We start from the raw sequence: 24,188 nt of genomic DNA on the forward strand, positions 1-24,188 counted from the left end.
AATCATAAATCATTCCCTCAGCGCCGATTCCAGTGCCGGTCCCGGGTCCACCTTTCTCGTTGTGATAGCCGAATGTCCCACCACGTCTTTGATCGGGTAATATTCTTCCAACACCTCGCATACCTTCATCAATGTCTGTACTTGTACCCTCGTGTAACGATGCCAGTAAGTCAATTTCCCGTCCGAGTCATGAGTATAAACCTCCTCTGCCGGAACGATTCGTCCACACTCGGCAATAAACAAGCCTTCACGCCAGCGTAATAACCCGAGATTATCCAGTTCGATCCCTATGGAATAACGATTCAGTCCCGAACGCCCCGCGTACCAACTCCGTCCGGCATGCCACGCCTCCGTGTCAAACGGCACCAGTTGAATAATCTTACCCTCCCGCCCGATCACCAGATGTGCCGAAGCGTTCACGTCAGGCCTTGTCAGATAGATTGCGGCAGCCTCGCTACCCGCCACAGCCGTGTAATGCAATACAATCATATCCGGCCCTACAAGTTTACGCGTGTTTTTGGCGCACACCAGATGACTCACCCCGTCTCCCACCAAACGGTGGTTGACAATTGAAAATGGAGAATTGAAAATTGAAAATGAACTCATAAATCGTAAATCTAAAATCAAAAATTAGAAGCGTTTTTTTCCCGTGAAGGCTTGCACGATTTTCTCCCCGCTTCTCCCCACCACGTAGCCGCCTAACCCGATCTCCAACAAATCCCAGAATCGGGAAGTGTCATCAAGAATCGGCAAACTCACGAATGTTCCCACCAGCACGATCACCGCAAACGTTAACATCACCATCGGGCGCCACGATCGTTGCAACCACGTACCCCGAGCTTCCTCTACCAGAACTGCCGACCGGGCTTCCATCACCCGTTGTTCCCACTCCACGAAAACACGCATCAAATCCGTTTCCAGTTGTTTCTTCTCCCTTGCCGGGAGTGTTAGGCGGTCGACCACCTCGCCAACCGCACTGACCACACCCTTTACTCCTTCCACCACCTGAATCCCGCAAGAATACTATTCTTTACCTCTGCCTCGAAGTAAAACTTCTTGTTTCCCATTCTCCGCACGGGGATAGCAAACAATTTCTCGTAACGGCGCAAAGTATTAGCAGAGATACCCATCGCCTTGCAAACTTCCGCTGCGGTCATCAACCTGTGCGACACGTTCGCCGCCGTTTCTATCGCCAACCGAACCTCCTGCCGGTACTCTTTCAGTTGCCGCAGCAACAATAGGGACATTTCTCCCCCTTTTTCATTTTTGTTAACTACTCTTGCCATGTTAATTGAAAATTGAAAGTTGAAAATGTAAATCACTAAATCAGAAATTACTGAATCAATAAATCATAAATCTTAAATTCGAATGTATTGGCTCGTCGAATACGCCTTCCCCTCTTTCTCCCGGAAAAAGCAATACACGTGTGCTGCCGTACCCCGTTTCCTTTCCAGCCGGAATGTTGCTTTCCCGTCACCTCTCGTTGCTCCGTTGATTTCAACAAACACGGGCGTGAAAGAACGATTCCCGTACAGCACGACCACCACCAGACTATCATCCACCCGTGCCGAGGGCAAGTTAGGCCCATTCTCCCACGTCAACGTCACGGAATCATCATCCCCGACCATCGCCGACAAATGATCCACCTTTTGCATCATACCCACGGCCAATTGCAAGCGGGAGAAATCGCCAATCTTGCCATCCGGACGGAAAACCATCATGTTCACCTTCATAAAAAAATTGAAACCGTTCGCTCCCGATTCTCCCACCGCCACTTTCCACGCATCCCGGAGGACAGTTTCCACCAAACATTGATAAAAACGGGTCGCCACTCTCAGACGAGAACGATTTTCCTGCTGATGCGAAGTGTTCGCGTCAAGATACCCCGCGGGCATACTTCTCACCCGGCTCGTCCGCCCAACCCGATAAAAAATAGCGTTTCCCACTTTCCCTTGAATTGTACTGTTCGTTATTGCCATATTCGTTTATTTTTCATTTAACGATACAAAAATAACTCGCCATACAAGCGTCAACAACTCTATTTTCCCTTTGAACGAAACGTTCTTCCCCTTGTCACGAAACTTCTTCCCTTTTGATTACCTCGTGCCCACCACCACACGAATAAAATAACACATTCTCATGAAATACCCTCCAACTAACACCGCAATCCCCTTTCACGCCCGCTTCACTCCCGGTACAAAGACGCCCGTGAGCGGCTTTGCACCGACTTTGTACCGGCTTTAAAGCGTCAATATTCCCTTTTCTCCACGGGATTTTTCCCCATTTACAACGGGATTCCCTATAATGAATATTTACTCTATCACCTTCCAATCATCCACGGTCCCCATTTCGGAAGAGAAGCTAACTCCTACACAATAAAGTCGACGGTGATCCTCCAAGTAAGGCAGGGCATACCCCTTTTCCTCGATCTGCTGCAAGGCCGCATCCGCAGTGCCATCCAGTTTAAATTCAAAGATGTAAATATAATCGTTTGTCTCGATAACACAATCCACACGTCCTTCACTCTGTTGCTTTTCCGTGTAAACCGTGTAAACACTAATCAAACGCAACAATAAATAGAAAGTATAATGGAAATAACGCTCCCGTTCCCGTTCGTTCTCCTTGCGGCGCATCGTGTAAGGAATACTACTCAAAAAAGAGGTTAGCAAACGACGGAATTGTTCCGTATCGCCTCTTTTCAAAGCACGAACACCTGTCCGTATCCACGAGTCGGCAGCGATTCCCGGTTTCAAGTAATCCGCCAGCACTAGACTCACGAACCCCTCCTTCACCTCGTTGTTTGGGAAATCAAGCAAATAGGTTCCATCTTCACTGTCATACTTCTTCACTGTCAGGTAACCACTTTGGTAGATCATCGGCAACGGCTTCTCCACGTCTGCCTTGTAATCCTCGAATTCCCGGGGATCATAATATCGACCCGTCAACTCGTCAAGATTCTCACGGGCGTGCTCCAACAGACGGATGAGATAAGTCGGTGTTCCACTCCGGAACCAATAATCCCGAATCGCTTTCGAATCCAAAGCATTCAACAGACTAAATGGGTTATAGATATCCACTAATCGAGTACCAAAATGATAGCCGTCATACTGATTTTTCAATCGCTGTTCCACCTCCCCGTGAGTCAACTGCAATTCTTCCGCCATCTCTGCGATAGAGCCCGTGAAATAACGCTCGATCTCCTCCCTCGTGATCCCGCAAAGCGACTCGTAGCGACTATCCATACTAATATCTTTCGGCTGATTAAAGCCACTGAACACGCTTACTTGGGAAAATTTCGTCACCCCCGTCAAGAAAACGAATTGCAAGTGCTCGTCAGCCGCCTTGAACACCGAGTAAAAACCTTTCAGCACGTTACGGTTACGCTCTTCTAGCAACATCCGGTTTGCCCCCACCACCGTCTCCAAGCCCGTGTCTAGCACGTCCAAAATGGGCTTATCATACTCATCTATCAATACCACGACACGACACCCTGTGCGCTCATGTACTTGCTCCAGCAATCGAATAAAACGATCACCAACTACCGGGCTTTTCCCCTTCTCTACTTGCCAATCTTCCTCCCATCTTGAAACGTAATCGTCAAGCACGTGCTCTAACGTTCCCTCTCGGGTAAAATCACGACCGTTGAAATCGATATGAAATACCGGGTACTCCAACCAATCTTTCTCCAACCTGTCGATCGCCAATCCCTTGAAAAGTTCTTTCCGCCCCAAAAAGTAATTCTTCAACGTGGATACCAAAAGGCTCTTACCGAAACGACGGGGACGACTTAAGAAATAAATTTTTCCTTCTTTCACTAACGAGTAAATCAAGGCAGTTTTATCCACGTAGACATAACCGTCCTCTATGATCTGGTCAAAACTCTGCATTCCTATCGGGTACTTCATAGCCAAACTACTTTTAAGGTTGTTATCACAAAGATAGTACAAATATTTTAATCTTTGGTTGTAATCCACGACCGGGGTTCCCCGCCAGTGGACTCATTCCCCGGGCGGGTTTATACTAATAATTAAAAATTACTCTTTATCCTCTTTTTTATCCAATCGTTTGGACGTGTCCTCCAAAATATTAAACACTTCAGTCAACTCTTTCCGATAGGGTTTACTGACGGGTATCAGTTTTCCACCGACACGGACTACCGAAGTGCCGAAAAAAGCGTCAACGTGAAGCAAGTTTACAAGATAGCTCTGGTGTACCCGGGCGAAAAATTGCCACGGTAATTTACGTTCCAACGCTAACAAGGGACTTGTTACCGTGAGCCGGGTACCGTCTTTCAAATAAACATGACAATAACTCCTCGATGCCTCCACCAAAAGGATGTCGACATAAAGGTATCTCTGGCGACACTCGCCATTCAATATAAAAAGCCCGTTATTGATTCTACGGGTCGGTCTTACAGGTGCCGATCCACCTCGTGCATTCTTCTCCATAAATTTATAGATTTTATGCCCTCGGAAAGAAGCACCGGCGGGTACACCCGACTATCTTTTATTCCATCTACTTGATACTAGGTCAATCTTCCTCGTTAACCCAAAACCAAAAATAAGGGGGAAGTCCATTTTCTCGACTCCCCCCTAGCACGCACCAATTATGAAAACACGATTACTTCCTCTTGCTCTTTTTCAACAATTTTGCCACCGTGTCACGAAGGGCATCCCCGCGGAGGCCTTTCGCCACGATACGGTTCTCCGTATCAACGAGGAATGTTGCCGGGAGTTCGTGTACCATGTAAAGACGGGCGATCGGGGAGGCGAAGCCTTGCAAATCCGAGCCGTTCGTCCACACCATGCCGTCCATACCGATGGCGTTGCGCCACTCACCACGGTTCTCGTCAAGCGAGATGCTGACGATTTCCAAACCCAGCGGGCGGTATTGCAGGTAAAGTTTCACGAGGTCGATGTTGTCCTGACGACAAAGAGGGTTCGTTGAAACCCAAAAGTACACCAGCTTCAACTTGGCGGGAAGGTCGTGCAACGAGAAGGTGTTCCCGTCGGGCTTCTCCGTGGTGAAGTTAGGAGCCACCTCGCCAATGGCTAGTTTCTCGTACTGCTCGAGGGCGGCGGCGATCCGCTTGCCGGGAACGGTGGCACGGGCAGCCTCCCCGAGAAGGTCATACTTCGAGCGCAAGCCCTCTTCCGTTTCACCGCTGATGCCGAGGGCGATCACGTGCGCCGTGGCGTACTCGTCGGGATTCGCCTTGATCAATTCCAATGTAGCCTTCATTGATGCCTCGTAGGCCTTGTTCACCCTGTCTTGTAAGACAGGGACGTTCGCCCCGGGCTGCTGTGCCTCCGCCGCCACCTTGGCTTGTTCTGCCATGAAAGACTGGCTGATCCGGGTGAAGCGGGTCAATAATTCCTGTTGCTTACCACCTTGAATTAATGCCCCGGCACCACTCACGTTCACCATGAAGTTAGCGTTCTCGAGAATCAAGGGAAGCATCCCGTCCCCATTCTCCAGCATAAGGTAAGCCGCCACGGGTTGATTTACCTTACCCGTGAAAGTGAATACCCCGTTGTTAATCATCGTTGCTGCCAATGTTTCGGGTTTACCGCTTTCCTCGCTTACCAATAACATTTTTCCATCCGCGATCCCGTTCACTTTACCGCTGATTTGATAGCCCTCTTGGGCTTTACAAGCGATAGTGATACCTATCACTAAAACGAATAGTAATAAAATTTTCCTCATAATTCTAAAGTTGTTATATCAATCACACTTCTACCATTATCCCTATTTCCCCAACAATTCCGCGATCTTTTTTTCCAGCGTCTTTCCCCGGAGATTCTTGGCGACAATACGATTATTTTCGTCCAGTAACACGGTGTGAGGAATACCCCGCACAAGGTAACGGGCGGAAATTCCCTTTTGCTCGTCCATGATATTAGGCCAAGTCATTTTCTCGTCCTGCATGGCTTTCAGCCAGTCCGGAACTTTCGTGTCTAGCGATACACCGATGATCTCCAAACCTGCTTCACGGTATTTTTTGTAGATTTTCACCACGTTAGGCATTTCTTGACGACAGGGGGCGCACCATGATGCCCAAAAGTCCACTAATTTCAACTTTGCCTTGATACCATGCAAGGATACACTTTCCCCTCCCGACATGGTACCCGTGAAATCCGGTGCCACGGAACCCAGTTCCACTTGCTTGAACAGGGCCAATTGTTGGACGATCGCCTGACCGTAAAGACTATTTTTCGCCGGTTCGCCCAATTTATCATAAACGTTTTTCAACGAGGAATAATCCATTTCTCCCATGCTGGAAACAAGCATAAAGGCGGTCACAGGCGAATCCTTGTAAACCCGGAATAACTCCGCTTGTTTCACTTTCATTTCTTCCATCACTTTCTGGAACTGCTGTTGCAATGCTTGTAACTTCATTTGGTTCTGCTGACTGTAAGCGGCACGGGTTTCTTGTTCCATGCGCATTTTCTCTCGGGCAATAATTTGCTGTATCTCATTATATTGATTCAATATCTTTTGAGACTCTCCGCCTCCCTGCACTTCAATACCCTTTTCTCCCGCCACTACCGTGTATTCCAAATTCTCGAGCATCAACGTGGCTACCGGTTGTTGCTCCGCCGTCAATATATAAGCGTGAATCACTCCATCGACACGCCCGGCAAACTCAAACTCACCATTTATCATCACAGCCTCGTCCAGTTTAACCAAACCTTCCGCTCCGGTTGTCGCTAACACGAGGTCGCCCCCGAGAGTACCTCCCAAGTGTCCAGTAATTTTAAAGCCCTCTTGCGCCACGCTTGTCACGTACGCACAAACGGTCAACAGTATAGACAATCCTATTTTTTTCATCATCTTTATTACATTATTCTCTGCCAATTCTATCTTTTTCTACAAGAAAACGGTTCCCTCTTCCGGTATTCGGGTAGTATCCTGTTTTTGCATATAAAAAAAATTCACATTACCATAAACACACGGAACACCTTGGCGTCTCATGTTAACGAAAAGATCCCAGTTTTCTTCTCCGCTTCTACCTTTTCCCACAATTTCTGCCAAAGTCTCTTTCACTTGCTTATTCGTTGGACGACGAAAAACGAAATTTTTAATATCTAATCTCTTTTCCATTACACGATCGTAAATCATCTGCAACTCTTCCTCTTTCACCACATCAAGCATAACCGAAGGTACTTTAAAATAGACGGAAAGTATTTTCCCCTGGTTGTTCACAAACGCATGGGCTTCAAAGTAGTTCTCGTACAACTTATTCCAATTCTTTTCATTTTCTTTTAAACGTTTCACTAACGTTTCAGGAATCAATGACCACCATTCTTCAAACAAATAATACGAGTTCATCTCTTTACCCAAAGCTCTCATGCGTTTTTCATATTCCACAGACTCTTTATACAACATGAAATCTCGTTTTTCCGGGACATCTAACTTCATGTGAATCAACCAATCAATAAGACTATCTGTCGGTTGCATAACACGATAGTCCACGTATATGTCTTTCGAGAGTACCTCTTGTCTTATCGAATCAAACGTTTGCTCAAAATTTTCTGTCGGAACAATCCAATTACCGTACCTTTTGAAATTCTTAAATGACTGTTTTTGTGCACATACATCAAACACAACTGATATTAACGTCAAACACAATACTATTATTTTCATGATATATTCTTTAAGATTAGTGAAACTAATTAACTACTCGTCCGCCCAAAAAATAAAACAAAAAACTGGGCTCATAATTTGGTTTTACTCCTGAATACTTTTTCATAAAAAAATCATTAAACAGTTTCCGCAAAAGTTCTTTGTTAAAAGTATAATTTCCCAAAGCTGCCTCTCGAATGAAATCTGCATATACCTTGTTATCGTTTCCTCCTTCTAAATGTATTCGGACATCCCCTCGCATCCGTTGTTGAATAATATCATAAATCATCAAAACTTCATATTCCATAAAAAGCTCGTTATTTACTGTAGGTCTCACAGTAGCCAATTCACATTGAAAAACATGCAATAATTCATGTAGCAAAACTCTTTCACTCATTATCAACGATTCATGACAGAAAAAAATCATTCTTTCACGTGAGTCATAATATCCATCTTTACCCCATCTATAATCCGTTTTATCATAATCAGTTGCATCTATACCAAATCTTAATTTGAATAACCCCTGTTTTTCCAGTTTAATAAACAAATTATACGACATATTGTATAAAACAGATTCCTTTACTATTAACTCCTGTCCCAACATGCTCATCAATGCTATTTCTCGTTTATCCAAATATCTCCTTTTCCCCAAAATAGTTGCGCCATTGGTTTTTTCACAAAGAGTATCAAATTTAAAAGGTTTTTCATCATACAGCATTATATCTTCATCATCAAGAAAAGTATCCTCAAACAACATTCCCTGGTAACAGCCACACCACAAACACGTGAAGCAAGCTATTATTACATATTTTATATTTTTCATATAACATTGTTAATAGTTATTATTTCTGTATAGCAATCACCTCCACACTCAAGAAAAAGCATTTCCTGCCCCGCACGGGGCAGGAAATGCAAGCACCCGAAATTTAGATTATTCGACTGTACACGGGATAAACTTACCCAAACGCAAACAGTATTTCATTTGAGAAGCAATTTTACCAACCGGGAGATTCGACATACTCAAACGGATATACCGCACAGGAGTACGCATCTCTTCCGGCACCAGAACATACGTTTCCTCCCCGGGAGTATTCCCGATAGTAGCGTTCCCGTCCGTGTAATTGGCATTTGTCCAAGTATAACTGTCACTTGAAAATTCTATTTTCACGTTCGACAACAAGTAAGCCTCATCACCATTCTCGTTACGAGTAGGCTGCCCCACCTTGAAACCTTCCACAACCCGCGAAGTTTTCATGTCAAAAGTCACGGTAACGATACCCGCACCTAACGTTTCTCCCGGCTCGAAATACACCTCTTCCTCACTCCCGAACACTACCCGCGGACCGTCGAAAAGCAAATTGGCCACCCCGTTGTTCTTGTAACCGTTATGCAAAGTATCGGAACAAGTCATCACCCAACCCGTGGTATCCAACGGCGTGAATATCGGTTTGCTCGATAAATTGCTACTTCCTTTCTCCTCCAACTCCAAATTAGTTAATTTACCGGACTCTTTATACGCTTTGAGCAAAGGAGTTGCAAACCTATCTTTCCCGAAAAAATAGTGCGTATTATACCGTTCCACCGTGAAATCAGGTCGGGTATCTTTCAAGAATTGCAACATCACCAACCCCACGTATTCATCCGTGGTGCTGTGATTCGTTTCAACGTACTTTGTATTCATGTAGCGATTCTTACCAAGAACGACTTTCTTCAAATTCGGGAGATACATCAAATCCTGCATGGAAGGCATATCGTAATCTATTTCCAAGGTTTCCAACTCATCTACCCGACTTTCCCAACTCGAACCATACAAACCCCGCATCAGTTGCATGAAGGCCGAAGACCACAATCTCTCGTTCAAATCCAACGTTTCGTCCTTGAAATCTATTTCATCCACACATTCCGGCAATTTACCCTTTCTTTTCACGGTAATCGGTTGATTGAAATCAATATCCACCCCTTCCTCGTCCGGCAACAAAAAAAGATAGTCGCGTCCCAATTTTACCTCAGTCATACCCCAATACTTGTAAGAAAGTGTATCATTCGAATGTGCTTTCATGTCCCACTCGTGTTCATTCCCCGCCTTATCCTTGAAACATAACAACATCTCCTTGACATCCTCGTTACTTTGATCAAGTAGCAATACCAATCTATCGCCCATACGACTAAAAGCGGTAACACCCCGCGAGAACGAACGCAAATTCTCGTGCTCGTAGGAGTACGGCCGACCGTATTTCTCCTCCACCAGTGACTCCCTGCCATCGTCTGTCACGTTGTTTATCCGCACCGTGTACATGGCATCTACCAAATTTTCAATGTAAACGGTATCCATCAAATCATCACTATCCGGGTCGCACGGGTCCGCGAACATCTCACCTGCACCTTTATCCGATTTCCAACTGATTTTCACTTTTTTCACCCCGGCATCGATGTTGTGTTTCCACACCACCTGCAATCGTTCCCAACCCGGGTTCACGCTCACGCTGTCACATTTACCCACGTAGCGGACAATCCCATCTTTGGTAAACTCGCTGTATGTATCCTCCAAGCTCTCGCTGCAACTCGCAATCAAGAACGCGGAGAACAATCCAATCGCATAATATAGTTTTCTTATCATAACTGTCTTTTTAATATTCCTTCTTTACAAATACTTCCAACTCGTCGAACGTGATGTACTCCATGAGATTCTCTTCACATCCATTTGGATACATCCAACCCTGGTTGTTACTCGTCCACGTGTCCTCCACGACGAAGAATACATAACGGAAAGCCTCTCCGAAAAAGTTGCATTTCATATCCAATGAAATAGGTTCCGCTTCCTCGAATTCCTGATCAGTTCTATTCCTGTATGCATCTTTCATATAATCCATCGGACCGGATTGGAAATCCGAGTAACGGCACCAGGCATTGTCATAGAAATTAGACCATCTCGGATCCTCTTCCAACTTGTAAAGCATCGTACACTCGTTAAGAGGCACTTTGGTTGGATCTGCCGCATTCGTCCCGTACACTTTGATTTTTGCCGGCAAGCGGGAGGTGTAAACTCCATGCCACAAGTTAGCCACAAACATATCCATATTCGGATTAGGATTCGTGGGATTAGGATAATAGTTTCCATGGTACAAGAAAGCATCACCACGCAACATGGCAGGCACCTTCGGGGTCCCGAAATCTATGATAAAACGCTCATTGAACGCGTAGGGACCAGCCACAAAAGTACCAAATTTGTAGAAATCCCTTTTCTGATAATTTTTCCTGTAATTCGCCCCTTTCTTTTGCCCGTCGAAAAGATATTTCACGCCGATCTGATGAGCCTCATCCTCGATTTTCAACGACTCCGGGAAAGAGAATGTAAAGTATTCCGGTGCCAACGGCTCCATGGTCAAATACTCAATACCTTCATAAGTTTGCACTTTCACCGTGTTGCCCTCGAAATCATCCGTGCGTACAATCACTTTCAAATTCGCCACGTTCTGTTTTATTTCAAAATTCAGCGTATCACCACCTTCAGCGATAGGATAACTTCCCAGTAAGATATTATCCTCCCGTTGCGTGGCGGGATTTATCCCGACGTAAAAAATATGCACGGTTCCTTCCACGGTAGTCGGTGAAGAATAAATAATATTGAATCCTCCACCCCAGAACGGGTTCACGCTCAAATTCTCGAACAGAGCTACCGTGGCGGCAGTTCCCGTGTTGAAAGTCATTTCCAACGGGGCTGATTCCTCCAGAGCATTATTGAGGAAAGTCAGTTGCACCGGCACGTCAGCACGCGCTTCCGTGAAACCGTTTAGCAACAAGGTATCCGTCAAGTAACTACCCTCTTTCACCAAGTGTCGCCCGTAAGCATCCTTGTAACGGGCTCGTATCCTGAAAATATCCATATTGTCGGACAATCGGTAACGCATTACCGCACCCCCGGGTATCGGGTCAAAGGAGATTTTCCGAAATTCCACCGGCACGTCGAACCCGACTTCATCGTCATCGCTACAAGCAAAGAAAAGGAAAAGTACCGGCAATAAAAATAATATTCTTTGTATCATAATTTCAAATTTAAAATTTTAATTGAGTTTACAATCTAAAATCGTAAATCTACAATCGCAAATCCATCTACCATCCCGGGTTTTGCACACAACCGGCAGTCTGCACCTCCTCGCTTCGGATAGGCCAGAAATAATCACGCGGAGCAACAAACGTGTTACCGGAATAAACTTCTACCGGACCACGCCCGTTGTTATAGAAATCGTTGGCATTATTGGCTATCACGTTCCACCCCAAGGATTTCTCGTTCAGTTCCACATTTGCGGCTTTCCAACGACGCAAATTCCAAAATCTGAATCCCTCGAAAGCAAACTCGATGTTCCACTCCTGACGGATAATTTCGCGCATACCCGTTTTGGATTTCACCTTGCCCGGATCACGGGCACCTTTCCAAGCTTCCTCCACATCCGGAATCCCGGCACGACGACGCACCTCGTTCAAATATTTGTACACCTCCGCATCGGGAGCCGTCTTGCACTCGTTTAACGCCTCGGCGGCAATAAGGTACATCTCCGCTAACCGGAATATAGCAGCAGGTCGTTCACCCAAACTGGTCAAACCTCCCTGATGCGCGTTAAGAGTCGCAGTAGATGCAGTTCCTTTTTTCAAGTAATACCCGGTGATATTTTGTGGGGTACTTGCGGACAAACGTCTTTCAACCAGTCCAAAATCCTCTCCTTGATACATTTCTATCAAATACACGTTATTGGTTTCGGTTCCCAAACGCCAATAACAACGATCTGCCACTATGTCTGCATAAAAACGGGGTTCGCGACGACGATGCAGGTTCAATACCGGCTCATTCAACGCCACCACATCGACATATTTCGGATCCGTTTCCACGCTAAGAGCATACGGATTACCGGCCCCAACCCACTTCAAATCCTGATTGATAGGTAAACCGTTCTCCGTGTAGAACATCTCCACCATTTTCATGCTTGGTGCGAAACAAGCTCCCGGCAACGTGTGGTTCGAACCGTCTGAGAATTTAGGCAATATGAGTTTAAACCAATCCATATCACTACCATCCATCAACCTGATCATATACAACGCTTCATCACTCCTCCAGCCATATGTCTGGGTAGATTTTTCAATATCAAGCATGCACGATTGCAAAGGCGTATTCGCGATATTACCTTCAATTAAAGCGGCGGAACCCGCATCATGACAAAAGTCTATGACATCAATAGCCGCTTGAGCTGCCCGTTCCCATTTTTGGGGGTCGGGAGTACTGCTAAACAACGGTTCTCCATTTTTATTCACGAAATTGGTATAATCGGAATTACCGTTGAAAAGATCGGATGCTTGATAACACAATGCCCGTGCTTTCAATGCCATCACCGCTTCCTTGTTAAAATACCCTCTTCGATCTGTCTTTTTTGCCAGACGCGATGGAAGTAAATCAACAACCTCATCACACAAACGTACGATGTAATTGAAGCAAGTATCCACATGGCTACGAGGCAATTTCAATGATTCCACATCCTGATTCGGGTCAAACGAATCAGGAACAATCATCACCGGCCCGTAGCGACGCACCAATTCCAAATAATAATAAGCCTTCAAGGCAATCACCTCCGCTTTCCACTCGCTCTTATCTTTAGCGGGCAAATTATACACGTTATCTATACGGGTAATAAAATGGTTACATATCGAGATTTGCGTGTAAAAATCATTCCGGGCTGGTCCTGACTGAAGTGTAACTACATTCAACCACGTGTCGGCGTAAGGAGCAAACACGTTCTGTCTTCCGCCAATAATATCCAACCCCACGGGATGACTGGACGCACGCGAATTCCTCAAATAATTGTCGGCAACCAATTCGTCTGTTCCCGAGTAAGCCACATCGTTATACCGCTCATATATTTTTTGCATGTAGGTATAAGCACTTTGCAACCAAACGTAAGCCTGGTCATAGGTTTCAAATTCCGAATCAATCGTGGCGATATCCTCTTCCGGCACCACGTCCAGCCAACTGTCACAAGAGGCGAGCATCAAGAAAGGAATAAACAAATAAGCAAATAGACGCTTCATTTTATTTCTGATTTTAAGTTAGAAACTGATATTAACACCCAAAGCGTAAGTCTTTTGAATGGGATAATTGAACGCGTTTCCTCCCAATTCCACGTCCCACAACTTGAAGTTTGAAATCAAGAAGGGATTGTTGGCACGGACAAAAAACTTCACATTCTGCATACGCATTTTTTGACGAAGCGCCTGTGGCAAATTGTACGCCAATTCCAAGGCGGTACAACGCAAGAATCGGCACTCCCGCATGAAGTAGGTAGAACGGCGCGCATCCGTGAGGTTAGCGTCCCAATCCTCCTGCTTGTTATAATCGGTAATATTTCCCACGGAAAGGCGAGGCCAAAACGGGTGATTGCTTGCGTTTTTTTCCGTCCAGTGACTCTTGTATATCTCTTTTAGCATGGCTCGATCATTCTCGAACGGGGATAAAGATTTCGGGTTAATAAAGAAACTCCGTTTGCCGGAACCTTGGAATGCGAAACTAAACTCCCAGTTCTTGTAATTGACGAATCCGCTAAAGCCATACACCATACGCGGTGTTTCAGGGAAACCTATATGCACGGCATCGTTCACGTCAATCACGCCATTCCCATCCACGTCCCGGTAACGGATGTCACCCGGCAAGATTCCGGTTTTCGCTTGCGGAGAATTATCAATTTCCGCTTGATCGCAGAACAGCCCGTCGGCAATGTATCCCACCCGTTGAGAAATCTCGTGACCTGTTTTCAACTGCCAGTATGGCTTATCCTTTGCTTCATCCAATTCCTTGTAAATCGCTTTATTGTAAGTAAAGGTTCCATTCAATATAACCCAAAAATCTTTCGTGAAAGCGTGTTGCACTTTAGCGGCAAGATCTATACCGCGAGCCCGAACTTTACCCAAGTTGTCCAATGGATTCACCTCCACGCCCACGTGCGCGGGGATAGAGAGGCGTCGTTCGATGATGTTGTGGCGCACCTCTTGGTAAATATCGAGATTAACCTCCAAGATATCCTTGAAGAAACGGGTTTCAATACCGAGGTTCACCTGCTCGGAAATTTCCCATTTCACATCCGGATCCCCATAGTTCTTGATTTCTTTACGACTTATTCTTTCCGGGTTTCCCGGTTCAGTGTTTGCATATTCCGGGCCATATATAATTTCCGGCATATACACGAAACGAGGATCTTTGATAATACCATCGTTACCCACTTTACCCCAAGAGCCTCGGATTTTCAAGAAAGACACCCATTGGCTGACACCTCCTTGCATAAAGCGTTCCTTGGAAGCGATCCACGCCCCACTAAGAGCCGGGAAAAAACCCATCCGGTTGTTTTTGGTAAAACGCTCGGAACCATTATATCCAAAAGTTGCCTCGATGAAGTAACGATCCATGAACCCATAGCTACCGCGCATGGAAAAACTCAAGTTTCGTTGTTCAAAACTACCGAACAAATTACCTACGGGAGCGGAATTTGCCTGTAACGCTTGGAATACCGCGGTCAATGAAGTTTGATGCAAGGAAGCATCATCTCCGCCCCATGCCGCGGTGTGAAGCAAACTACCCTCGTACACCAACTGCGTGGAAGACGTTGATGCGGAACCTCCAAAAGGCTGTTCCAACGTCCGGCGTCCATTAGATAACAATGTCAACTTGTGCTCACCTGTCTCGAAATCATAACCACCATTTTCCGCATCCAAAGCATAATAAAACGGCGTGACTTCAAAAGCATTCATCTCGTACCCGGTCTTTGACATAGAAGCACTTGCCCTCAATTCCAACCCCTTTAACAGAGAACCTAAATTATAAATACACTCTATTCTGGTCGTCGCGCTATAACGACTCCGGTCTTGATAGGCACTCTGGATTTTCGCGTATGGATTGAGGGATACGGTGTTATCTACCCGTTTACCCCCGAAACGTAAGTGTGGCCACCCGTGTTCGAAATCACCGGGATAAGTTGGAGCAAAATCCACCGGCGAAGCGTTGAACGCGTAATAGTAGACCGATTGCACGTCCGATTGCCCCGAGCCAAAGAAAGGTCCATGGTATTTATCGTAATTCATGCTGGCATTGACCAACATACGAAGACCGGTACTCAAATTCACGTTCAAGTTGATACGTGATGAAAGGGTGGAGTTCTTGACGTTCACGTCGAACTGGTTCAACCGGTCAGTTTTTAACATCCCTTGGTCGTTCACGTAGTTGACGGACGCGTAATATTGCACCGCCTCGGAACCTCCCCGCACGTTCACGCCCACGCGGTGGTTCACGGAACAATCTTTGAACAAGGTTTTGAACCAATCGTTCGCCGGGTACACCCAAGAGGGATAATCCTTACTACCCGTGCGCTCGATGCGGGTTAAGGAGTACTGTGGCGTGGCTCCCGGGTTACGTGCCAGTAACGCCTCGTTGTACATGCGCATATAGGTTTGAGGATCCACCACGTCGATTTTATCCGTTGGCATGGAAGCTACCGCCTCGTAGCGCACAGAAGTGTAAACACTTCCTGCTTCTCCCTTCTTCGAGGTCACAATAATCACCCCATTCGCCCCACGAGCTCCGTACATCGCCGTGGCAGCGGCATCTTTCAACACGGAAAAACTCTCGATGTCTTCCGGTGCCATACGCGACAAATCCAAACGAGAGGATTCTACCCCGTCAATTAACACCAAAGGCTCGGAAGCCCCATTGGACGAACTGATACCCCGGATGTAAAACTTCGTGTTCATTTCCTCCTCGGTCAAGGCACCGGGGGCTCCACCTGTTTGCCAACCGACAATACCGGCTATTTTTCCGGTAAGACTCGCCGTCAAGTCACTGCTGGACGATTTCAAATCCATGGGGCGAATAGTGGTAATGGAACTTGTTACACTCTCTTTCTTCTGTGTACCGAAAGCAACAACTTGAACTTCTTCGAGGTTCTCCTCCGTGGGAACCAAACGAACATTCAATTTTTCTTTCCCCTTGATTTCAACAGTCTTTGTTTCAAAACCAATAAAGGAAACCCGTAAAATATCTTCCGGTTTCGCATCAATGGAATATTGTCCCTCTGCATCAGAGGCCACTCCTCTGGTTGTCCCGTGAATCACGACAGTTGCTCCCGCAACAGGATTTCCCTTTTCATCCACAATACGACCTTTCACGGTGATCATGTCCTTCTTATCCGCCACTTGGGCTTTCTCCTGTCTTGCCATGATTAGAATCAAATCCCCCTCGATCTGGTAAGTGTATCGAGTATTTTTCAACAATACGGTTAGAGCCGAATCGACACTTACGTTACGCACGTTAATTGTAAAACGCTCGTTTTGAACTGCATTTCGGCTATCCCTGAATCCATAAGCAAGCCCCGTTTGTTGCTTTATCTCTGACAAGATGTAAGTTAAATTCCTGTCTATAATATTCAATGTGACTTTCTTTTCGTCCTTTTGTTGCACGCCCACGCTACTCGACGACACGGAAGCAGCTAATCGCACAGGACTCCATAACATCGGCATAAACATGATAAACACACCGATGATAACTTTATTACCCCTAATTTTGTTCATTACTTCTTTTTTTTTCCATATATTTGTAAGAATATTAGATGTAAACGTTTTGACTAACGTTTATTACTCGTCACGACCGAAGGCATCTGACCTGCAAAATCAATCCTTACGGCAGTGGCTCAAAAGGGAATCCACTCTCAGCGGATTCTCTTCTTTATTTGATTTCAATCAATCTATATAGTAAGCACCTCCTTCTTTTTTAACGTTTTTATCCAAGATCAACCCAAGGGCTTTCATCACCCAATCGATCGTGGAAGACTTGTCAAACTCAAGACTACATGATTGTCCTTCCAGTTCCGGGGCAAGCCGAATTTCCACCCCGTACCATCTGGATATATCGAAAACTATTTTATCCAACCTCGTCCCGTTGTACTTGAAACTATTCCCTAGCCAAGCGATGTAATCCGCGGGCTCTACTTTTTCAACCCTAGTGACACTATCCCGCATCGTGAACACGGCACGTTGGTTCGGCACGATCATCGTTTCCGTTCCCCCGGCTATCATACCAATGCTTCCCTCTACCAGAACAGCCTCAGAAAGAGCAAGTTTTTCACTATAAAACAGATTGAATCGCGTGCCATAGACCTTCACTCGTGTCCCCCCGGCTCTCACGACAAAAGGGGTATCAGATTTCCGCACGTCAAAATAACCTTCTCCTTTCAACTCCACCTGTCGGACTGAATCACGGAACTCCTCCGGGAATCGCAATTCACTCCCCGCATTCAGCATGACCGTGGAACCGTCTGCCAATTGCACGTTATAGGTATACCCGGCAGGAATTACCATTCGAACAATTCGGACAGGCTTTTCCACGGGGTCAGGATTCTCTCCGGACAATTCCTCCTGTTTCTTGTCACCCACTATATACACGTTTCCCTCCTCTTTCACTTCCAAAGTATCTAACGAGAGGATCGCATCATTCTCTTCAGTCGTGATTAACGTCGGTACCTTTATCTCCGCCATGTTGATCAAGGGAGTCTTCTCCACCACTCGCTCCTCTTCAGGCAACATCGTTGTTACCATGAAAAACAACACGACCGCCGCCGCCACGGAACTCCCCGCGTACAACCAACGACGGGATGCTCTTTTCTTCCGCTCCAATCCCCGCAATCTTGCCTGCAATTTTTCCCCCATCTTCTCCTTATCCATCCGTGCTATCTGATGTATCTCCTCTACCATCCGTTCCACGACATCCGTCCCCGTCTGCATCCCTTCCTCTTCTTCGGTAAACTCCATCTCACGCAAGAGAATCTCCTTTTTCATCGACTCCGCCCGCTCGATCGCCTTCCCGGCAATTTCCAAATCTTTTCTCTCTTTATTATCCAATTTCTTCATATATTTTTGCCATGCTTTTATTATAAAACAGTTTTCTCCGCTCATTTTTACCTGAGGAGAGTCGTATTTAATATAGTTTAACATCTTGTGTAAAAAAGGTATGTTTGTTAAACGAAGGAATTCTCGCAAATTGCTCATAAGTTGAGCAAAATTCATCTAAAATTGCTCATTTATTGAGCAATTTTTCACAAAAGACGATATAGAATTTGCATCCGGCAATATCATACCGCTCTGGCATTTCAGGTTCAATTATTAGACTTGCCTCCGTTTTGAAACAAAATTAGGGTCAACTTGCCTCCGATTTGAAACATTTTCGTATATTTGCAACTGATAATCAACACCAAAGCAATTATCACTTTAAAATAACAACCTCATTAATTTACCTCGTGGGACAATTACCAAATATCATTGAAAAAGAATCTCTTTCACAAAAATAAACACCATGAAAAACACCATCATATTCAACGCCCGCATCCTCACCATGAACGAGAACATGGAGGTAATTAAAAACGGCTCTATTCTGATAGAAAAAAATTGTATCAAAGAAATTCGTGACGGTAGAATCGAGATGCCCGATGCCGAATATTTCGACGCGGAAGGCATGATCGTGATGCCCGGATTCGTGAACACGCACACGCACGTGCCGATGACCATGTTACGCGGGTACGCCGACGACCTTCCCCTTCACACGTGGCTAAACGACCATATCTTCCCGGCAGAGGCCCGTATGGTGACACCGGAGAATGTTACCGTGGCTACCCGACTGGCCTTTATTGAAATGATCAAATCGGGTACGACCTGTTTCAACGACATGTACTTCTTCGAGGATATTATCGCCGCGGAAGCCAAGAAAGCCGGAATCCGTGCCGTTATCGGCGAATCGCTCATAGACTTCCCGACTCCCAGTTTTCACACGCTCGACGAGGGAATTGCCCGCTGTGAATCCCTCGTGCAGCAATGGTACGGGAACGACCTGATCCACCCGACAGTCTGCGCCCACTCGCCATATACCTGTTCAAAACAAACCCTGAGAAAAGCAAAAGATATAACGGAAAAATACAATATTCCCCTTCACATTCACGTGGCCGAAACCCGCAAAGAAGTAGAGGACGTCACGGCACAAACAGGTGCCTCCCCTGCCGAGTATCTCTACTCGATCGGCTTGCTTGACCGAAACGTGATTGCCGCCCATTCCGTTTGGCTCAACCCGAAAGACATCGAATTATATGCCCGGACACACACCTCCGTGGCGCATTGCCCGAAAAGCAATCTAAAACTCGCCAGCGGAATCGCCGACACGGACGCCTACCTGAAAGCGGGGGTAAACGTGAGTATCGGAACCGACGGCACGGCAAGCAACAACACGCTGGACATGGTCGAAGAAACACGCTTCGCCGCCCTTCTCCCCAAGGGAACACGTTACAACCCGGAAGCTGTCAGCGCCCGCACCGCCCTTCGCATGGCAACCATCAACGGGGCTAGAGCCTTGGGAGTAGGTCATTTGACCGGAAGCCTCGAAACAGGTAAACGGGCAGACCTCATCGTGATTCACGCCGACGCCAGCAACATGATTCCCGTGTACGACGAGTACTCTGCCATCGTGTACGCGGCGAACAGCAAGAACATCCGTTCCTCCATGGTCAACGGCAAATGGATCATGCAAAACCGGGAAGTTCTGAACATCGACAAGGAAGCCACCATGCACGCCATGCAACACCTTGTGAATGAATCAAGAAAATGTAATCAATAATTTTCAATCTTCAACTTTCAATTTTCAATTAAATACGTTAGTTTTGCAGACCTTTTTATAAAGAAAGGAGTTTATAAACACTATAAACCCAAATAGATATGGAGAATAAAAATTATGGAGGACTCGACAGCGAGTTTACGGCATACGAAACAGCCGAGATTGTAGTATTACCAGTACCTTACGACGGGACAAGCACGTGGTTGAAGGGAGCGGACAAAGGTCCCGACGCGATTCTTGAAGCATCGGCAAACATGGAACTCTACGATATCGAAACGGATTCCGAAGTTTACACCCGCGGCATCGCGACATTAGACCCGGTAACGGAAGCCTCTTCTCCCGAAGCCATGTCTCAAGAAGTGGAAAAACAAGTTGATAAAATTCTGACAGATAAAAAATTCCCCGTGATACTGGGAGGGGAGCACTCCGTGAGTATCGGGGCATTCCGGGCTTTTGCCAAACACTATGACAAATTTTCTGTCCTGCAATTGGATGCACACTCCGATATGCGCAGCGAATACGAGGGTTCCACCCACAACCACGCCTGCGTGATGGCCCGTGCCAAAGAAGTGGCTACCGTTGCACAAGTAGGCATCAGAAGTTCCGCTATCGAGGAAAAGGAAAACATCATGCCCGACCGTATTTTTTACGCTCACGACCTGCATGATGCCAAAGAGGGTAACAACTGGATGTACATGGTATCCCAGAAATTGCATGACAACGTTTATATCACGATCGACTTGGACGTTTTCGATCCCGCTATTCTTCCGGCCACGGGAACCCCGGAACCAGACGGATTGTATTACCGGGAAGTATTGAATTTCCTGAAACTGATCAACGAGCGCCACAACATCATCGGTTTGGACGTGGTAGAACTTTGCCCCAACGAAATCAATAGATCATCCGATTTCCTTGCAAGCAAACTGATCTACCAGATATTGAGCATGAGGTTTCAAAACCAATGAAACAATTTACGATTTATGATTTACGATTTATGATTCAAAAAAGCGTAAGCCTTGTGCGGTTGGAATCCAAAATCTAAAATCATAAATCACAAATAAAGAAATTGAGTCAATAAGGTCCTCATAATTGTACCTTATATTTTTAAATAAATAAAATGGAAAAGAAAGATTTATTAAAAGACACTATCAAACACATCGACATCAAATCGTATGACTCAACCCAATTGATCGACGCGATGCGCGATATGTCCTTCACCTCTCGCGATACTGCCAGAGCAACTGATATCCTGATGATGATGGTTGGAGAGAAAGAGTGTACTAATATTCTTACCATTGCCGGAAGTACAAGTGCTGCCGGATGTATGCAGGTATACGTGGATATGGTTCGCAACAAAATGGTTGACGTGGTAGTTTCTACCGGAGCATCTATCATCGACATGGACTTGTTCGAGGCTCTGGGTTTCAAACACTACAAGGGACACCAGGACGTGCCTGACATGCAATTGAGAGAACTTTACATTGACCGTATTTACGATACGTTCATCGACGAGGAGGAATTACAAGCTTGCGACCACACGACTTACGAGATCGCCAACAACTTGGAACCCCGTCCTTATTCATCACGTGAATTTATCTGGGAAATCGGAAAATGGTTACACGAGGGACACGCCGTGAAAAAAGACAGCTTGATCCAAACTTGCTATGAATGTGGTGTACCCATCTTCTGCCCGGCATTCTCAGACTGTAGCGCAGGATTCGGTATCGGTAAACACCAATGGGAACACCCCGACAAACACCTGTCGATTGACTCGGTAAAGGACTTCGTTGAACTGACCCAAATCAAGATCAAGGCTGGTACTACCGGACTGTTCATGGTCGGTGGCGGAACCCCGAAGAACTTCGCACAAGACACCGTAGTCTGTGCTGAAATCTTAGGTTTCGACGTACCTATGCACAAATACGCCATCCAAATCACCGTGGCTGACGTTCGGGACGGAGCATGCTCTTCTTCAACCTTAAAAGAAGCCTGCTCTTGGGGTAAAGTCGACGTTACCTACGAGCAAATGGTTTACGCCGAAGGTACAACCGTTATTCCCGCTATCGCAAGTTACGTTTATCACAACGGACCTTGGAAAGAAAGAGAATATAAAAATTGGAATAAATTATTCCTGAAATAATGAAGAAAGAAAAGGCTGTCTATTTACTTTTTAGACAGCCTCTTCATTTATAACGCATTTTTGCGGAAAATCTCTACACCGTCAAGGGGTAAAATTCCCCACCCATTCTTCCGGGTATATTCTTTCAACTATCCAAGAAATTGCCTATATTTACTTTTCGAAAACGGGAGATGGAAAACAAGAAAATCATTCATATTGATATGGACGCGTTCTATGCTTCCATAGAGCAACGGGATCACCCGGAATACCGGGGAAAGCCTCTTGCCGTGGGAAGAGCGGAGAAAAGGGGAGTCGTGGCAGCTGCCAGTTATGAGGCTCGACGTTATGGCGTACGCTCTGCCATGTCGTCCATGAAAGCCAAACAACTTTGCCCGGATTTGATCTTTGTCTCTTCCGGCATGGAACATTATAAATCCGTTTCCCACCAAATACATGAAATATTCCGGGAATATACCGATATCATCGAACCGCTGGCGCTTGACGAGGCATTTCTCGATGTCACGGAGAACAAAAAAGGCATCACCCTTGCCGTGGATGTCGCCCGGGAAATAAAGCGGGAAATAAAAGAAAAGCTCGGTTTGATAGCCTCCGCGGGAGTATCCTACAATAAATTCCTTGCCAAGATCGCCTCCGATTACCGTAAGCCAGACGGGTTATACACGATACATCCCGAACGGGCTGCCGATTTTATAGCGAAATTACCCATAGAAGCTTTTTGGGGTATCGGGAAAGTTACCGCCCGAAAAATGCATTCGCTAGGAATACACACGGGGGCAGACCTTCGCAAATGTTCTGCGGCTTTTCTCGCTCGCAATTTCGGGAAAAACGGGGCTCTATACCACGATTTCGCACATGGAATAGACCCTCGAATTGTTTCCCCCGAACGTATCCGCAAATCAGTGGGTTGCGAAAGTACCTTCGACAACGACTTGACAAACTATATCGCCGTTATCATCGAGTTGTACCACGTGGCAGTTGAACTTATACACAGGCTAGAAACATCCGGTTTCAAGGGACATACCCTCACGCTAAAAATAAAATTCCACGACTTTTCTCAAAAAACACGTAGTGCCAGCGTGGCATATGAACTGAAAACTTTAAAAGAAATTCTCCCTCTAGCAAAAAAATTACTCCGGGAATTAGAACTTACTCAATTTAGGATTAGACTCATAGGACTCTCTGTATCAAATCCTTTCGAGGCGACATCTATTGAAGGACCATTACAATTAAGGTTTGATTTTGATTAATTATGAAACCTTTACGTTTAATTGACGTATATAGGCATACAATTTGAATACATTATCATGTAACCGAAACTTAACGGAAACGTCACTCGGTTACGATGAAAACCTGATACCTTTGTATCAGTATTCAAAGAGAGACTTCGATTTTTTTTCATAAATTTGTTATTGGTATTTTGGGTCCCCGCTGAGACAGCGCGGACCATTTTTATTTTACCCTGTACACATCCAAAGTACACGGGAGCGTTTTTTTTCCTAGGCAAACCGGGACTGTATTAACACCTAATTCCAACCGTATTCAAACTCTATTAATAAGGTAATAATTCCCCTTTTCCAGAGCCCGCCCAGAACTCAAACAGACCAACCATACTCCGGGATAGCTGTGCCACGGCGAAGCAACAGTTCGGCTACGGCAGAATAGCAGGTTCTTCCCGAGAATACAATTGATTTTTTTAAGGGATTATTTCAGTACATAGTGAAACCTTTCGTCGAGAAATACGTT

Annotated in this window: 19 protein-coding genes; 4 read left to right on the plus strand and 15 right to left on the minus strand. The window is 45.7% G+C overall.

Translation table 11 applies throughout. The annotated features are described in order from the left end of the window. Nucleotides 1-9: 9 nt before the first annotated feature. From H8S64_RS02465 to H8S64_RS02535, 15 genes are all read right to left on the minus strand, one after another. Nucleotides 10-606, minus strand: coding sequence for an N-acetylmuramoyl-L-alanine amidase (locus tag H8S64_RS02465; protein ID WP_186974809.1), 597 nt, complete (start codon nucleotides 604-606; stop codon nucleotides 10-12). Nucleotides 607-630: 24 nt separating this feature from the next. Further along, nucleotides 631-1,005: a 3TM-type holin gene (locus H8S64_RS02470; RefSeq protein ID WP_186974810.1), complete on the minus strand. Its 375-nt coding sequence runs from the start codon at nucleotides 1,003-1,005 to the stop codon at nucleotides 631-633. Next, a complete protein-coding gene (locus H8S64_RS22695) occupies nucleotides 990-1,286 on the minus strand; it encodes a MerR family transcriptional regulator (protein WP_141560910.1) in 297 nt (98 codons plus the stop codon). The genes H8S64_RS02470 and H8S64_RS22695 overlap by 16 nt, the downstream gene beginning before the upstream one ends. A 72-nt stretch (nucleotides 1,287-1,358) precedes the next feature. Further along, nucleotides 1,359-1,979, minus strand: a complete 621-nt coding sequence (locus H8S64_RS02480; RefSeq protein ID WP_186974811.1) for a DUF6266 family protein — start codon at nucleotides 1,977-1,979, stop codon at nucleotides 1,359-1,361. Nucleotides 1,980-2,312: 333 nt separating this feature from the next. After that, nucleotides 2,313-3,905: an ATP-binding protein gene (locus H8S64_RS02485; protein ID WP_186974812.1), complete on the minus strand. Its 1,593-nt coding sequence runs from the start codon at nucleotides 3,903-3,905 to the stop codon at nucleotides 2,313-2,315. Between the two features lie 129 nt (nucleotides 3,906-4,034). Further along, nucleotides 4,035-4,448 (minus strand): LytR/AlgR family response regulator transcription factor, encoded by a 414-nt coding sequence (locus H8S64_RS02490; protein WP_186974813.1) that lies wholly within the window; start codon nucleotides 4,446-4,448, stop codon nucleotides 4,035-4,037. A gap of 172 nt (nucleotides 4,449-4,620) precedes the next feature. Continuing rightward, nucleotides 4,621-5,706: a TlpA disulfide reductase family protein gene (locus H8S64_RS02495; RefSeq protein ID WP_186974814.1), complete on the minus strand. Its 1,086-nt coding sequence runs from the start codon at nucleotides 5,704-5,706 to the stop codon at nucleotides 4,621-4,623. Between the two features lie 42 nt (nucleotides 5,707-5,748). Continuing rightward, nucleotides 5,749-6,834, minus strand: coding sequence for a TlpA disulfide reductase family protein (locus tag H8S64_RS02500; RefSeq protein ID WP_255469394.1), 1,086 nt, complete (start codon nucleotides 6,832-6,834; stop codon nucleotides 5,749-5,751). A gap of 36 nt (nucleotides 6,835-6,870) precedes the next feature. After that, a complete protein-coding gene (locus tag H8S64_RS02505; protein ID WP_186974815.1) occupies nucleotides 6,871-7,647 on the minus strand; it encodes a hypothetical protein in 777 nt (258 codons plus the stop codon). 25 nt (nucleotides 7,648-7,672) lie between these two features. After that, nucleotides 7,673-8,449: a hypothetical protein gene (locus H8S64_RS02510; RefSeq protein WP_186974816.1), complete on the minus strand. Its 777-nt coding sequence runs from the start codon at nucleotides 8,447-8,449 to the stop codon at nucleotides 7,673-7,675. Between the two features lie 108 nt (nucleotides 8,450-8,557). Beyond that, on the minus strand, nucleotides 8,558-10,243 hold the full coding sequence (locus H8S64_RS02515) for a DUF4998 domain-containing protein (RefSeq protein ID WP_186974817.1): 1,686 nt from the start codon (nucleotides 10,241-10,243) through the stop codon (nucleotides 8,558-8,560). 10 nt (nucleotides 10,244-10,253) lie between these two features. Continuing rightward, the gene (locus H8S64_RS02520) at nucleotides 10,254-11,669 is read right to left on the minus strand and encodes a DUF4959 domain-containing protein (RefSeq protein ID WP_222621126.1); all 1,416 of its coding nucleotides are present in this window, start codon (nucleotides 11,667-11,669) and stop codon (nucleotides 10,254-10,256) included. Nucleotides 11,670-11,736: 67 nt separating this feature from the next. Beyond that, nucleotides 11,737-13,701, minus strand: coding sequence for a RagB/SusD family nutrient uptake outer membrane protein (locus H8S64_RS02525; RefSeq protein WP_186974818.1), 1,965 nt, complete (start codon nucleotides 13,699-13,701; stop codon nucleotides 11,737-11,739). A gap of 18 nt (nucleotides 13,702-13,719) precedes the next feature. After that, nucleotides 13,720-17,223, minus strand: a complete 3,504-nt coding sequence (locus H8S64_RS02530; protein WP_186974819.1) for a TonB-dependent receptor — start codon at nucleotides 17,221-17,223, stop codon at nucleotides 13,720-13,722. 168 nt (nucleotides 17,224-17,391) lie between these two features. Beyond that, entirely contained in the window at nucleotides 17,392-18,558 is a 1,167-nt protein-coding gene (locus H8S64_RS02535) for a FecR family protein (protein ID WP_186974820.1), read from the minus strand. A 442-nt stretch (nucleotides 18,559-19,000) separates the two neighbouring features. Between H8S64_RS02535 and H8S64_RS02540 the strand changes: the two genes are divergently transcribed. From H8S64_RS02540 to dinB, 4 genes are all read left to right on the plus strand, one after another. Continuing rightward, entirely contained in the window at nucleotides 19,001-20,308 is a 1,308-nt protein-coding gene (locus H8S64_RS02540; RefSeq protein ID WP_255469395.1) for an amidohydrolase family protein, read from the plus strand. A 98-nt stretch (nucleotides 20,309-20,406) separates the two neighbouring features. Further along, complete coding sequence (gene speB, locus H8S64_RS02545; RefSeq protein ID WP_186974821.1) at nucleotides 20,407-21,270, plus strand: agmatinase; 864 nt, start codon at nucleotides 20,407-20,409, stop codon at nucleotides 21,268-21,270. A 152-nt stretch (nucleotides 21,271-21,422) separates the two neighbouring features. Beyond that, nucleotides 21,423-22,445 carry a 1,9-bis(guanidino)-5-aza-nonane synthase gene (locus H8S64_RS02550; RefSeq protein WP_099291251.1) on the plus strand — a complete coding sequence of 341 codons (1,023 nt, stop codon included), beginning with the start codon at nucleotides 21,423-21,425 and terminating at the stop codon, nucleotides 22,443-22,445. 170 nt (nucleotides 22,446-22,615) lie between these two features. Then, nucleotides 22,616-23,692 (plus strand): DNA polymerase IV, encoded by a 1,077-nt coding sequence (dinB, locus tag H8S64_RS02555; RefSeq protein ID WP_099291252.1) that lies wholly within the window; start codon nucleotides 22,616-22,618, stop codon nucleotides 23,690-23,692. The last annotated feature ends 496 nt before the right edge of the window (nucleotides 23,693-24,188 follow it).

Origin of the sequence: Butyricimonas hominis, assembly GCF_014287455.1 — a bacterium.
Classification (GTDB): Bacteria; Bacteroidota; Bacteroidia; order Bacteroidales; family Marinifilaceae; genus Butyricimonas; species Butyricimonas muris.